Origin of the sequence: Yersinia kristensenii (genome assembly GCF_900460525.1) — a bacterium.
Taxonomy (GTDB): Bacteria; Pseudomonadota; Gammaproteobacteria; order Enterobacterales; family Enterobacteriaceae; genus Yersinia; species Yersinia kristensenii.
This window is the reverse complement of record NZ_UHIY01000001.1, coordinates 3,689,157-3,703,316: the sequence shown is the minus strand read 5'-3', so window position 1 is coordinate 3,703,316 and position 14,160 is coordinate 3,689,157. Positions and strand designations below refer to the sequence as shown.

Below are 14,160 nucleotides of genomic sequence, written 5' to 3'. Positions count from 1 at the left end.
CTCTAATCAATCTAATGACTGACTTCTTTATATCTTCTCTGCTGCCAAGGCTTCTTTTACTGCCGGGCGCTCAGCAACGCGCGCCATATATTTGTCTAAATGGCTGCGCTGTTTAATTTCAAGCTTCAGGGCATTTGCCCAACGAGTTACCGTAAATAGATAGGCGTCGGCCACACTGAATTTTGAGCCTAACAGATAATCATGTTTTGCTAATTCGCTATCGACGTAGCTGAATTGTTTATCCAGCCGTTCACGAGCAATCGCTTTATATTCATCAGGCGTTTTCGGGTTAAACAGCGGGCTGAAACCTTTATGTAATTCAGTCGCCACGAAATTTAACCACTCAATGGCGTGATAGCGAGAAAGTGTACCTGATGGCGCAATGAGCTGACGATCGGGCACTTTATCTGCCAGATATTGCACGATAGCCACACCTTCAGTGAGTAGGCTTCCGTCATCCAGTAACAGAGCGGGGACTTGTCCTTTTGGATTAATGCGCAAATAGTCTTCACCCGTTTCAGTTTTTTTAGTCGCCAGATCGACGCTTTCAATACTGAAGTCTAACCCCGCTTCACGTAATACAATATGGGGGGACAAAGAGCAGGCACCGGGTTTATAGAACAATTTCATCACAAACTCCTTAATAGAGCACTGAAAGAAAAAAGCTTCCTTAATCCTAAAACAGGCACGAAAATAATGCAGCTAAAGCAATGTAATATAATTATGCAGAAAGTAAGAAGTTGACCTACAGCAGTGAATTTCCGCCACTGTAGGTCATCCATGACAGTTATTTCCTGTCAGTGGAAGTTGTTACCGTGGTGGACGTGTGCTGATAGAGGCAGACCAGCTAAAGGTGGTGGTGCTTGGTGCTGTTTTTTTGGTTTTTCTTTCTACGCGGGTTGACTTGGCTATTTGTTCTCGGGCGTTCATGATTCTTTCTATTGCTTCATCTTTCACTTTATTTTGTTCTGAGTTGGTTAATGCCCTACCTAAATTTATCCTGGCTTTATCGAGTTGCGTTTTGACATCGCGTTGCTCACTTTCGGTCATTTCTTTTAATGTCAGCTTTTTCATTTTTTTTGCCTTGTTTGCATCAGTCTCACACAGTGTACAACCTTATTCTGTGCGGGGATGTAAGAGATTGCGATCTGGGCGACATTAATCACGATAAAAGCCTGTTAGTGACGGCAAATAGCCCATTAAAGGCCCGCCCTCCGAGATATGACCCAGAGAACGGATGCAGTAATATGTGACAGTGTCACAATAATCCGTTATTACAGTGACAATAATCGCGAACCATAACCCCACAGTAAGACGGTTAGACCCAGAAGTAACTCTAACACCAACACCCCGATGGCAAAGGTCGAGCCGGAGAAAATAAAACCTTCTTGCCGATCAATGTTTAGGAAAGTGGGGATCCCTAGATACATCAGATAACCGGCATAACAAAGTGCAATCACCCCGACCAATAAGCACAACCAAATAATTGGGTAGAGCGCAACCACACCCGCCAAAAACATCGGTGTGGCAGCATAACCAGCGAACAGAGTACAATTTTGCCAACTCGGGCGGCTTTCATAACGGCGGGCCATCCAGTAAATAACTCGGCCCATCAATACTACGGCGGCCAGAATCAGCACATAGAAAATCACAGCAGAATAGAGCGCGGTGAGGGGTGTCAGCTTTATGGTCTGGCCGTCACCAAAGCTCCAACCGACTTGCGTGGTGCCGATAAATGCGCAAATCACCGGGATAGCCGCCATCAGGAGAATGTGATGAGCATACATGTGGCGTATGCTTTCACCCTCACGTTTGATTTGCTGTAATTCCTGACCGGGATGGGTCATTAGTCCCCAAACATGGTTGATCATAAATCACCTCATTATCACTGACTACAGTAAGCTTCTCGGGGTTAATGCACCTCGAATGCTTTAAAGTATAGTTTATTTTTTGTACAAAATAGAGGCGTTATTCATATTGGCTGTAGGTGATAACGGAGACATAAATTGAGTAAATGTTTAAGATTAAACCGTGACATTAATTAATACGTTAATCACCGGAGCACAGTATGGGTATTCAGGGAAATGATAGTCGTATCGACAATATTGAGTTTGCCGTCAGTGATATTGCCCGTTCGAAAGATTTCTATGGCAAGATTTTCAACTGGCAGTTTACGGATTACGGGCCGAACTACTGCGAATTTACTGATGGTCGATTGGCCGGGGGGTTTACTTTGGGCGAGGTTAAGCCCAATGGTGGGCCACTTATTATTCTGTATGCTGATAATTTGGAATCAACACAAAAACGTCTGGAAGAGGCGGGTGCCGAAATTGTGGTACCGGTTTTTGCTTTCCCCGGCGGGCGGCGTTTCCACTTTACCGATCCAGACGGATATCAGTTGGCCGTCTGGTCAACTAACTGATATTGATTGATATTAAGCAAAAAAAAAGCGCCCCCGCGGGAGCGCTGTTTGCTAGCCAGATAATTAAACGGCGGCGGCAGATGGCGCTTCGTCACTCGGCGCCAATGTCATGCGATACAGTTTTGGTGCAGTTAACATCATCAGAACCGCGATGATGGCGGTCACAATACCAATCTGCATAAACACGTGGCTATAGATAGCCAGTGATGCATGGGCATCAGTGATATCACTGGGCACTGCGGTCAATGCGGCCACTTTACCGGCGATCATCGCCGCTGCAGCGGTAGTCAGGAACCATGACCCCATGATGAAGCCCATGAGGCGCTGCGGCACTAACTGCGCCACCATTGCCAGACCCAGGCCAGAAATCATCAGTTCACCAATACTCTGCAATGCATAGCTGAGTATCAGCCAATTGACAGAGACTATACCGTGTTCATTAGCAAGGCTTGCTCCCCACGGCAGTACCAGGAAAGCGGCGGAGCAGAGCACCATACCGAAAGCAAATTTGTGCGGCATTGGCAGGCTATCGCCCATCTTATTATAGATTGCGGCCAGTATTGGGCTGGCAACCATAATCCAGAACGGGTTCAAAGCCTGAAATTGTTCCGGCTCGAAGTTAATACCCAAGATGCTGTGTTCAACGTTATGAATAGCGAAGAAATTCAGCGATGTTGGCATTTGGCTGTACAACACAAAGAACACCACCGCTTCCAACATCAATAGGAATGCGACAATCATTCTACGGCGTGCGGTGCCGTGCAGTGAAAATGTCTCTTTGGCAAAAATACAGATGATGCCGGCAGACACCAGCGCCAGCGCCCAACGGGCAACTACCTGGTTATGCAATAGCCAGCTCGACAGGGCAATCAGCGCCACGACGCCAACCAATACCATCAACAGCTTTTTAAACTGCAACGGCGCGAAGTCAGGCTTAGAACCTTGATTTTTCACCCATTTACGGCAGAACCAGAAGTTTACCAGAGTGATCAGCATCCCAATAACACTCAGTGAAAATGCAACGCTCCAGCCATATCTCACCGCCAACCATGGGGTTGCCATCATAGAGAAGAATGAACCTATATTGATGGACATATAGTACATGGTGAATGCACCGTCCAAACGCGGGTCGTCTTTGTTATAGCAGGTTGACAGCAGGGAGGATGGGTTGGCTTTGAACAAACCATTACCAACGGCAATAGTTGCCATGCCCAGATAAACCCAGAAAATATCATGGCCCGAATAAGCTATCATGGAATAACCTACTGCCAACACCAGCGCACCCAGCACGATGACACGTTTCGCACCAAGAACTTTATCCCCTAACCAGCCACCAATGGCGACAAAGCCGTAGACCAGGGCGCTGAAGGAGGAAAATAAGGTGATTGAATCGGCTTCGCTCATTCCGAGCATTTTCACCAGATAAACGGCCATGATCCCTTGCAGGCCGTAATAACCAAAACGCTCCCAAAGTTCTATAGAGAAGATCAGGTAAAACGCTTTCGGTTGCTTGAAAGCATTCAAACTGATTTCGGGTTGACTGCCGTTTGGCGGTTGTTGATTACTGTTTGCTGTTGACACGGAAACCCCTGTTTTTACTCCCTGACAGATATATAAATGACAGGAAAGACAAAAGTGAATGCGCGAGATGGCATCCTTTTGCGTTGTTATAAGATATTTATCGGCGGTTAATGTTCACTATCTTTGTCGACGAGACAAGGCCTTTGTAATGTTCTGTTACATATATCTCTGTCAGTGCGATGCAGCTATGTTGCAAATGTTATGCAGTATTAACGTTTATGTTTTCGCTGTTTGACGCTTTTTTGTTTTGATTAAAAGCTGAACTGATTTTAATTAGGCGTATATTCTGCTATTTGGCTTTTTTGTGGTTCATATCGTTGCAGGTATGTGAATAACCAAACCAATATTGCGCTTACAATGAAAAGTCTGAAATTATCCAAAATAAGCTCAAGTGTTAATCAGTCGAGTATCTAAGGTGAGAAGTAAACTGAGTGCTGGATCCCACAGTTATGTAAATTTTTGGTTTAAAAAACGGCGGTGCGGCAAAACATCTGATGGAAGCACAATGATATACTGCATCGAATCGTGAAAATTTGAGATTCAGTATGGATATCAAACAGCTTATTTATCTGTGTAATTTGGAACGCGAGCGGCATTTTGGTCGTGCAGCGGAAGCCAGCTTTGTCAGCCAGCCGACCTTGTCGATGCGTTTGAAAAATCTGGAGCGCGAGCTGGGTGTCCCCCTTATAAACCGTGGCAATAATTTTGAAGGATTTACTGCGGAAGGTGAGCGAGTTTTAGCATGGGCGAGAGAAATAGTCTCTGTCTATCAAGGGCTAAAGCTGGAGGTGGAATCACTTAAATATGGTCTGAATGGCACACTGCGGATTGGCGTGGTGCCACAATGCAGTATTTCATTGGCGCAATTGCTGAAAAGCGCCAGTGAGCGCTACCCTCATCTGGACTATCGGGTCTCAGTGTTAAGTGCTGATCAACTGCTGGAAGCCCTGACGGGGCACTCGGTTGATGTTGGGATCGGTTTTTTCGAACTGAGCACTTTGAATGAACTGCATTTTCAAGGGCAACCGCTCATCGATAGCGGGGTTGACCTGCTATTCCACCCGGAACATTTCCCTGAATTGATCGGTACCGAGCCACTAACACTTTCCCAGGTGGCCGCATTGCCACTTTGTCTGGCGGAACCGAGCCGCTATTTCCGCCGGTATTTGGATAATAATTTTCGCGATGCAGAGCTGTCATTACATATTCGGTTGGAAAGCACCTCTATCTTGCAATTGCTACAAGGGGTTTTTGTTGGCCTGGGTTGTGGTCTGTTCCCGCAGGGCAGTTTGCTGGAGGCCATGTCCCCGGCGTTACAGCGCAGGCCGGTAGATATCCCTCCGATGAGGCGGCATGCAGCGGTGGTGGTGGCTGAACCAGGGCGGGTGACACCGCTGGCTCAGCATTTCTTTGACGTCGCCCAGCAATGGCTAATGACCCACGGAGCATAAAGGTGGGAGGGGGGCGTGAATCAAACTGTTTGCCCCAAAGTGTGGCGCAGGCGGTTGGTCCAGCCCGCCGAGGCAATACAGAAAATAATACTGAGCAACTGCTTGTCACTGAGACCCAAGGCCAGCAACGGGCTAATATGCGGGTGGCTAAAGCGCTCTGGGGCGCGGGTCAGTTCGGCCGTAACAGAGATAAGCTGCTGAGTTATTGGCTTATTGGGGGGGGCGGTTAAAGCCGTCTCTTTCAAAGCACTGTCAATTCCGGTTTGTAGCGCGGCTAATAATAGAGTGTTTCCGGTCAGTTGTTGCAAATTATGCTGATGGCTGGCTTGGCAGTAGCGGCTGCCGTTGATTCGGGCGCTCACCAGGGAGACTAGCTGTTGCCAGTCAGATGGCACTCGCTCATGGCTATCCAGTTGCGCAGTAATCGCGCTATAGGCTGATAAGCTCTCTTGATGGTACGCGAGTAACGTATTAAGTGTGACCTCAATATTCACCGGTGACTCTTCTGTTGCAATAAATTCATTTTCCGCCAGTGAGGGCAGCCAACCTTGCCATTGTGGTTGATTTTCGGGTAACAGGATTGATGCGGCATCTTCCATTCGTGGGAAGCCGGGCAGCATGACGGTCGGATAACCCGCTTGAGCAGAAAAGCCGGCGACCACTCTGGCTTGGAAGCCGATAAAGCCGATTATCTGCGATAAAACAATAATGTCTGCATTCGTCAGTCCCACCTCAGCCAATTGCTGTAGCGCATGTCGATCAATCAAGGTCGGCTGGCTGGCGAGTTGGCGTGCATATTGGGTGATTTGTGTGAGCCGTATATTACTTTCCCGCGAGGCATCCGGGCTGGAAAGGGGGGTGAGGCGGGCGGCATAGTGACTGCATAATCGTTGCACCCCGGTAACCTGCGCGACAGTCAAGGCGCTACTTAACCGGTCATACAGAGAAAATGTATTTTCGTGGTCTAACTCAACAATTGGAGGGAAAAGCGCCTGATACATGGCATCTGAGGCAGATAAAATCGCGGCATGATGTTGTAAGATATCGCCTAAAGGGGTAGGAATATCATTGGCTAAGCCAAGCAGGAAGACACCTTGTTCAATGAGGTTTTCGCCATGATAGGGATTGCTGATGTTACCGCTATTCGCCGTGTCATTTTCATCGGCAATTTGTGCTGTAAGAGCCCGACCACTGCGCTGAGTTTCATGATACCAATGAGCATTATCTTGCCGTCTAAATTGCACCATAGTGACCTCCGTTAGGGGCAGCAACGCGCCAAAGTTAAAGGTAAATGTGGGTGACACGCCGCAGCCCCCTGTGACGGGTGCGGATGAATAATGAACAGGGCGAGTCGCGGGGTATCTGGCTGGGTGCTATGCAAGGTAGGAGGATTCAACATCGGCGAAATATCCTGTTGTTTTATGGAATGAACACAGTGGATATCATTGCCGATTGGGTTTGCGAGATAAAATAACGTTAAACCATAATCAATAACTAAAAGTAATAATATATTATTATATATAACAAAAATGTTATTACGTTAGCCAGTAACCGGGTAAAGGCGCTTGGCTGCATAAAAAAACCGCGATCAGGGATCGCGGCGACACGTTGTTATGATCAAAACAAAGATGAGTGACAACGTCACATTATCCAAGATTAATTAGAAATTGGCGCTATCCCGCCGCCAGGCATCTGCGGTGAGTGCTTCACCAAAATGACTGGAAATCAATCGCTTGGTTAGGTCGTGCAAGGGGGCTGCCAGCACTTCCGCGGTACTGCCGCGCTCCACCACCGCCCCTTCATGCATCACAATCACCTGGTCACTGATATGTTTCATCATGCCCAAATGCTGGGTGACATAAATATAGGATATGCCGTGTTTCTCCTGTAATTCCAGCATCAGATTAATAATCTGCGAGCGCATGGACATATCCAGCGAAGCCAAAGCTTCATCGGCAACAATCACTTTCGGTTGCAAAATCAAGGCCCGCGCCAGCGCAATACGCTGCTTTTGGCCGGAAGCCAACATATGAGGGTAGTAATTAGCGTGATCCGGCAATAGCCCCACTTGGCGTAATGTCTGATAGATGCGCTGTTCGCGTGCGGGGGCATCTAAATCAGTGTTCAGTTTGAGTGGTGCATCCAGCAGTTGGCCGATACGCTGACGGGGGTTCAGTGAGGTGCTGGGGTCTTGGAAAATCATCCGAATACGTTGGCTGCGATAAGCATAATCGCCATACACCAGACGATGGTCATCAATCAGTAGTTCACCGTCAGTCGGCTCAATCATGCCCGACAGCATTTTCGCCAAGGTGGATTTACCCGAGCCATTCTCACCAATGACCGCCAGTGTTTGCCCCTCGCGCAAGGTAAAACTGACCGATTTAACCGCCTCGACATGTTGACGGCGAAACAACCCGGTGCGATAGCGGAAGGTCTTGCTCAGATTTCGGACTTCAAGCAGTGTCTCGGCCATTATTGCTCCTCCAGATTTAAGGGGAAGTGGCAGGCAAAGGCATGATTTTTCACCAATCGCAAGCGTGGTGTTTCAATGCAGGTTTTCTGTGCATAGGGGCAGCGTGGCCCCAGACGGCAGCCAATCGGTAAATGTTCCAATGACGGAATGGCTCCCGGTAAGGTATTTAGCCGACTTTTATGTGGCAGCGCGCGGCCAAAGTCGGGCATTGCACGGATCAGCGCTTGAGTATAAGGATGGTGCGGGGCCGCCAGCAGATCTTCGCAAACCGCACTCTCTACGGTTTGCCCGCAATACAGCACGTTAATCCGGTTGGCCCATTTGCTCATCATCTGCAAATCATGGCTGATCAGCAAAATGGTGGTGTTATTATTTTGATTCAGCCGCGCCAGCAGGCGGAAAATTTGCGCTTGAGTGGTGGGTTCCATCGCATTGGTGGGTTCATCGGCAATCAGTAACCGCGGTTGATTGGCCAGCGCGATAGCAATCATCACCTTTTGGCATTCGCCTTCCGTTAACTCATAGGGGTAACTGCGCATAATATCTTTATGGTCTTTAATCCCCACTCGGTGCAGCAGCTCGATGGCCCGACGCTTGCGCCAATGAAATCGCTGCCACCAACGGCCTTTGTACGTCCAACCGGGGATAGCTTGTACCAATTGCTGACCAATACTCTCAGATGGATCCAGACAGGATTGCGGCTCCTGAAAAATCATCGAAATATTATGGCCGATCACCTTACGGCGCTCACGTGGAGTCAGTTGCAATAAATCGATGTCATCAAAACGAAAGCGGTCAGCGGTGATGCGCCAATTGTCTTTACTCACTCCGCAGATAGCTTTAGCAATCAAACTCTTGCCCGAACCAGACTCACCGACCAGCCCACGAACCTCCCCCTCAGTCAGAGTAATACTGATGCGGTCAACCGCTTTCACCATCCCCTCAGCGGTCATAAACTCAATAGTGAGGTTGCGAATATCCAGTAACGGCATTATTCCACCCCCGCATTAATCGCCCGGCGCATACCATCACCTAATAGGTTAACCAACAACACACTGACCAAAATTGCTCCGCCGGGCAGCATGACAGTCCACGGGGCGACATAGACTAAATCCAGTGAATCCCCGAGCATTGCGCCCCATTCCGGCGAGGGTAATTGTGCGCCCAAATCGAGAAAGCCCAATGCGGCAATATCCAAAATCGCCATCGATAACGCCCGCGTAAATTCAGTAACTAACACTGCTGCAATATTCGGAAAAATAGCATAGGCCAATATATGCGGGGTGGAAGCGCCGTCCAGACGCGCGGCGATCACATATTCTTTATCCAATTCATCGTGCACGGCGCTATAAATGGTGCGCACCATACGGGGTAACAATGCCAACCACACGGCGAACATTGCGTGTTCTAAACTGGGGCCGACAAAGGCCACCACAATGATGGCCAGCAGCAGTGAGGGAATAGAGAGCAATGTATCCAGCACGTGATTAAGAATGGCCGAACGAAAACCATGGGTGATACCTGCAAAAACGCCCAGCACCACACCACACAGGGCTGCCGCCACGGTCACCAGCAGCGCGGAGCCATAAGTCGATGCGGTGCCCGCCAATAAGCGGCTTAAAATATCGCGCCCTAAGTCATCGGTGCCCAGAAAGAAAGAGACATTGCCGTAACGTGACCAAGAAGGCGGTAGTAATTGGTAGCCCAAAAACTGTTGGTCGAGGGCGTAAGGGGCCAAAGTGCTACCCAACAGACACAGGGCTAACAACCCCAGAACACCGTAAAACCCCACCATCGCCAGGCCATCAGCATAGAAAAGCCGCCAGGTATACAGCAGCGGGCTGGGCATTTTCTTCTCGCGGTAGACATTATCGAAGGGCATACCATTCCTTATGCTTTAACGGCGTCATCATTGCGCCCAGAATATCCGACAGTACGTTAATCACGATAACCAGCGAACCAACCACCATCACGCCAGCGGAAATAGCGGCGTAATCTTGTTGACGAATGGCGTTGATCAGCCAGCGGCCTAGCCCCGGCCAGTTAAAAACCACTTCCGTTATCATCGCCAATGTCAGCATGGTTGAGAACTGCAAACCCAACTTTGGAATGATGGGCGGCAATGCATTATGTAGCACATGGCGGCGAATAATGGTGAATCTGGATAAGCCCCGAGTGGCCGCCGCCTTAATATAGTTTTGCCCGATAACATCATCGGTGCTGGTGCGCATTAAGCGGATAACTTCTGTGGTGGGGGCCACGGCTAAAGCCGTGATGGGCAAAATCATGTGCTCAAGCGCGCTGAGCATCATCTCTTTACGATAGGGCGAGGTTGATAACCACGCATCAACCAGGGCCAGCCCGGTGACGGGTTTGACTTGATACAACAGATCAAAACGTCCGGAGACCGGCAGCCAACCCAAATGCAGTGAAAAGAACAGCATCAATAACAGCGCCAGCCAAAACACCGGAATGGAGAAGCCGAGCAGCGCAATCGAGCTGATGGCGATATCAGCAAATTTGCCGCGCATCACACCCGCAATAATCCCCAGCGGAATGCCGACAAACAGGGCCAATGTAAAGGCCAGAACACAGAGTTCCATGGTGGCAGGGAAAGCTTCGCGCAATTGCTCACTGATGGGCTGACCATTAATGCTGGAAACGCCGAAATCCCATTGAAGTAAGCTGCTGAAATAGAACTGGTAGGCATCCAAGAGCGATGCGCCGCTTAACGGGCCGTGAGGGGTAAAATAGCTCAGGCTAAAACTGACCAATGACAACATAAACAGCGTTATCACCAGCAGCAATACGCGCCGTAACGTGAAGATTATCATGGCTTTTTACCCTCATCGGTCTTGCTTTCGCGAAACACACCGGCAAAAGAAGAATTACCAAACGGGCTTAACACTAAACCTTTAATATCATATCGATATGCTTGCAACCGTAAGGATGAAGCCAAGGGCAGTAGCGGCAGTTGTTGCTCCAGAATACGTTGAGCCTGCTGATAATATTCAATACGCTCCGATAATTGCTGGGAACGTAAGGCTTTTTGTAGCAACGCATCAAACTCTGGATCACACCAGTGAGCATAGTTTGTTTGCGAACGAATTGCTGCACAGCTTAATAATGGGCGGAAGAAACTGTCGGGGTCATTGCTGTCGGTTGACCAGCCAGAGAGTGTCAGGTCGTGGTTCATCTCCATCAGGCGAGCTTCCTGGAAGCGCCCTTCAACTGGCACGATATTCACTGTAATCCCGACTTGCGCTAAATCGGCCTGTATCAACTCGGCTGTTTTTAAGGGGCTGGGGTTATAAGACTGCGAGGCGGTCGGCACCCATAAGTTGAGTTGCAGTTTAGTCAGACCCAGTTCTTTGAGGATTTCTTTGGCTTTTTCCGGATTATATTCAGTTACTTGGGCCTGATTGTCATAAGCCCATGATGCCCGAGGTAAAATAGACGCCGCTGTCTCCGCTGTACCGTAATAGATTGATTGCATCAATCGTTGGTTATTAATTGATAAAGCAATGGCTTGTCGGACACGTTGGTCATTCAGTGGCGGTTTGCGAGTATTAAAGGCCAAATAGGCCACGTTCATCCCTGGGCGCAGTGTCAGCCGCAGGCGGGGGTCATCACGTAAAATAGATAACTGGCTCGCAGCCGGATAGGCTAATACATCACACTCACCGGTCAATAATTTGGATAAACGGCCCGTTCCCCCTGCACCCAAGTCAATGACGACCTGCGGCATACGTGGCAAACCTTTCCAATAGTCACTGTTACGGAATAAGCGGATATATTGCCCAGACCGATATTCATTGAGTAAAAAGGGGCCGGTGCCCACTGGCTCGCGATCGATTTGTTCTTGTCGGCCCTTTTGGGCTAATACATCGGCATATTCAGCAGAAAGTACCGGCGCATAGTGGGTCGCCAAATGCCAAAGAAAGGAGGCATCGGGGGCTTTTAGTTTAAATTCAACCGTATAGTCATCAAGTTTTTTGACACTTTGTACCGCGTCAGCAAATTGCAGGCTATCAAAGTAGGGATATTCGCCGCCGTTGACATCATGATAAGGATGCTGTGGGTCAAATACTCGCTGAAAACTGAATACGACGTCATCAGCATTCATTTTTCGCGTGGGAGTAAACCAATCAGTGGTCTGGAAAGGAACATCTTTACGCAAATGAAAACGGTAGGTCGCGCCGTTATCCAGCACTTGCCAGCTTTCTGCCAATTCAGGTATCAAGCGGTAAGTGTAAGGATCGACGTCCAGCAAGCGGTCATAAAGCTGTGCCGCCAAGGTATCGATAGTTAATCCGCTACTGGCCATTTGTGGGTTGAAAGTATTCAGAATCCCACTGACACAATAGACAAAGCCACGCTGGCGGATATCCGGCAGTGGTTGAGTAGGGGCGGCGGCCGGGGTAGATTGCGCCAGTACTGGGGCCGTAAGGCAAGCCAGGGACAGCATCCCAATCGACAGCATCCAAATAAATAAAGCACGCATAAACGCTTCGCAGTCAGTAAGCAATACTTCTAGTGTACCGTAATCTGACACTCCCCCCAATCCATTGAGCAAAACAACTGCGCCGTCTGCTGTTTGTTACAGCAATAAACAGTAAATGATTGTTTATTCATTGGGAAATCACAGATGTCCATCGTTAGGCGGAGAAGTATTTCATTTTGTGGTCGTTTATAATCTCATCATAATCAGTATGGTAATGAGAAAAATTCTCAACAAAGTGTTTGCAACTGCTATTGATAACCATTATCATTGCTTTGCTCTTCGGGATAACGCCTAAAGTTTCAGGCTTTTGACAGAAAAGCACGACATTGCTCACATTGCTTCCAGTGTTTTTTAAGCCAGCTCGGGTGCTGGCTTTTTTTTTGCCTGCGATTAATTCATTTATAAAATATGAAATCAGATGATACTTCTTAATTAGATATGGATTCTGTGCATGTATTAAGGCGTTTTATTGTATAGACCATGGATGTTTTCAGATATATTTATATTTTCTCCTGACTTCAATTAAGCATTGATATTATTCATGAGAGGTTAGTGATGATATTAATCAAAACAATTTTATTATATTTTATCAGTATCTTATTGACTTATAAATGTGAGGCGAAACCCCCCGATATTGTGTGGCGCGTTGATACCCGAAACTATAGTGAAATATTTAATAATGGTTTTTATTCTGCAGGGACGAATGATGACATTATTGAGCATCTTAGTGGCAGAAGTTGTCGTAGTGCCGAAAGTGATTATGGTGACAGTGCTTTTATTTCAACCACATCAAACAGACAATTTGCTTATGAATATGCAGAGCGGGTCCTGCGGCATATGGATGAGCACGGAGAGGCGAATGCCCAAGTCAATATTTATCAGATGAGAGCAACTGATAATATGTATAGTGCCGAGCAGACGCTAGACTTCTTCTTATTACGCTATGGTCATGAGTCGCATAGTGAAGTCCTGCGGATTGCTCGTTTTTCGTCTCATTTATCGGAATGGATAGCTCACCGCAGAATAGAAGCAGATCAAATCGCTACTGTGACGCAATATTATTTATTGCGGGGGAATGTCCAATCTAACGGGCAGTTACCTAACCCGCGTTTCAGACAAACGCGTTCGAGCGCGAGTCATCGCCCCTATGACAGCGCTTACTTTACCAGACCAAACTTACGGTTAGCGCGTATGTGGCTGATGAGAACCGGTATTAGGCCGATGGTCAGTGCCTGTTTTGGTGTAGAGCTGGAGCACACCGAATTCAAACGGGCTCTTGCTTTAGATAATATTAAAACCAAAGAGATGTTTAAACTTATTGTCATTCTTTGAGTCAGGAGTGTATATAATGAAATTTTTGATAAAATTAATATCTTTTTTTCTATTATATTACACGGTTTTGTGTTCGCAGATACTGAACTTAAAAACCAGTGTGAAAAAGATGGCAGCACCATGATATATAACAAGCCAATCCAAGGGTATAATGCCAGCATTATGTGGCACCCATCGGAGTCAACTGATAATGCCTTTAATGCTATTGGTGTGAAAATCGAGGGGAAATGGTATGGCACACTTGCGGAAGAAAGAACCTATGGTAACGCCTCTATGGGGCTATCCAGTTTTGCACAAGCAGCTTACTTAATTGGGCTGCCAGTGAATGTGTGCGTAAAAGATAAATATCTGCGAGGAATGGAGGGCGTCAATTAAATATTCCCCAGGCCGTTCT

Annotated in this window: 14 protein-coding genes; 4 read left to right on the top strand and 10 right to left on the bottom strand. The window is 47.7% G+C overall.

Annotated features, from left to right (window positions below):
• Positions 1–27: 27 nt before the first annotated feature.
• The 3 genes from gstA to DX162_RS16930 all read right to left on the bottom strand — a co-directional run bounded on the left by gstA (position 28) and on the right by DX162_RS16930 (position 1,871).
• Positions 28–630 carry a glutathione transferase GstA gene (gstA, locus tag DX162_RS16940; RefSeq protein ID WP_004390207.1) on the bottom strand — a complete coding sequence of 201 codons (603 nt, stop codon included), beginning with the start codon at positions 628–630 and terminating at the stop codon, positions 28–30.
• A gap of 180 nt (positions 631–810) precedes the next feature.
• Positions 811–1,074 (bottom strand): YjbD family protein, encoded by a 264-nt coding sequence (locus tag DX162_RS16935; RefSeq protein ID WP_004390208.1) that lies wholly within the window; start codon positions 1,072–1,074, stop codon positions 811–813.
• Between the two features lie 200 nt (positions 1,075–1,274).
• The gene (locus DX162_RS16930; protein WP_072085579.1) at positions 1,275–1,871 is read right to left on the bottom strand and encodes a Yip1 family protein; all 597 of its coding nucleotides are present in this window, start codon (positions 1,869–1,871) and stop codon (positions 1,275–1,277) included.
• Positions 1,872–2,068: 197 nt separating this feature from the next.
• Here DX162_RS16930 and DX162_RS16925 point away from each other — a divergent pair, with 197 nt between their 5' ends.
• On the top strand, positions 2,069–2,422 hold the full coding sequence (locus DX162_RS16925) for a VOC family protein (RefSeq protein WP_004390210.1): 354 nt from the start codon (positions 2,069–2,071) through the stop codon (positions 2,420–2,422).
• Between the two features lie 63 nt (positions 2,423–2,485).
• Here DX162_RS16925 and dtpA read toward each other — a convergent pair whose 3' ends face one another.
• Complete coding sequence (gene dtpA / locus DX162_RS16920; RefSeq protein ID WP_004390211.1) at positions 2,486–4,003, bottom strand: dipeptide/tripeptide permease DtpA; 1,518 nt, start codon at positions 4,001–4,003, stop codon at positions 2,486–2,488.
• Between the two features lie 545 nt (positions 4,004–4,548).
• On the opposite strand from dtpA, the gene DX162_RS16915 reads away from it, so the two are divergent.
• A complete protein-coding gene (locus DX162_RS16915) occupies positions 4,549–5,454 on the top strand; it encodes a LysR family transcriptional regulator (RefSeq protein WP_004390212.1) in 906 nt (301 codons plus the stop codon).
• A 20-nt stretch (positions 5,455–5,474) separates the two neighbouring features.
• Here the strand turns inward: DX162_RS16915 and DX162_RS16910 are convergent, their stop codons facing one another.
• The 6 genes from DX162_RS16910 to sapA form a co-directional block, all read right to left on the bottom strand.
• Positions 5,475–6,701, bottom strand: a complete 1,227-nt coding sequence (locus DX162_RS16910) for a CMD domain-containing protein (RefSeq protein WP_032819696.1) — start codon at positions 6,699–6,701, stop codon at positions 5,475–5,477.
• Positions 6,702–7,114: 413 nt separating this feature from the next.
• Complete coding sequence (gene sapF, locus DX162_RS16905; protein ID WP_032819698.1) at positions 7,115–7,930, bottom strand: putrescine export ABC transporter ATP-binding protein SapF; 816 nt, start codon at positions 7,928–7,930, stop codon at positions 7,115–7,117.
• Entirely contained in the window at positions 7,930–8,922 is a 993-nt protein-coding gene (gene sapD, locus DX162_RS16900; protein ID WP_004390215.1) for a putrescine export ABC transporter ATP-binding protein SapD, read from the bottom strand. The genes sapF and sapD overlap by 1 nt, the downstream gene beginning before the upstream one ends.
• Positions 8,922–9,812 (bottom strand): putrescine export ABC transporter permease SapC, encoded by an 891-nt coding sequence (gene sapC / locus DX162_RS16895; RefSeq protein WP_032819700.1) that lies wholly within the window; start codon positions 9,810–9,812, stop codon positions 8,922–8,924. The genes sapD and sapC overlap by 1 nt, the downstream gene beginning before the upstream one ends.
• Positions 9,799–10,764, bottom strand: a complete 966-nt coding sequence (gene sapB / locus DX162_RS16890) for a putrescine export ABC transporter permease SapB (RefSeq protein ID WP_032819701.1) — start codon at positions 10,762–10,764, stop codon at positions 9,799–9,801. The genes sapC and sapB overlap by 14 nt, the downstream gene beginning before the upstream one ends.
• Positions 10,761–12,434 (bottom strand): ABC transporter substrate-binding protein SapA, encoded by a 1,674-nt coding sequence (gene sapA / locus DX162_RS16885; RefSeq protein ID WP_004390217.1) that lies wholly within the window; start codon positions 12,432–12,434, stop codon positions 10,761–10,763. The genes sapB and sapA overlap by 4 nt, the downstream gene beginning before the upstream one ends.
• A gap of 555 nt (positions 12,435–12,989) precedes the next feature.
• On the opposite strand from sapA, the gene ytxA reads away from it, so the two are divergent.
• Positions 12,990–13,766: a putative AB5 enterotoxin ADP-ribosylating subunit YtxA gene (gene ytxA, locus DX162_RS16875; protein ID WP_004390220.1), complete on the top strand. Its 777-nt coding sequence runs from the start codon at positions 12,990–12,992 to the stop codon at positions 13,764–13,766.
• A gap of 33 nt (positions 13,767–13,799) precedes the next feature.
• Positions 13,800–14,141, top strand: a complete 342-nt coding sequence (locus tag DX162_RS16870; protein ID WP_098080836.1) for a hypothetical protein — start codon at positions 13,800–13,802, stop codon at positions 14,139–14,141.
• The last annotated feature ends 19 nt before the right edge of the window (positions 14,142–14,160 follow it).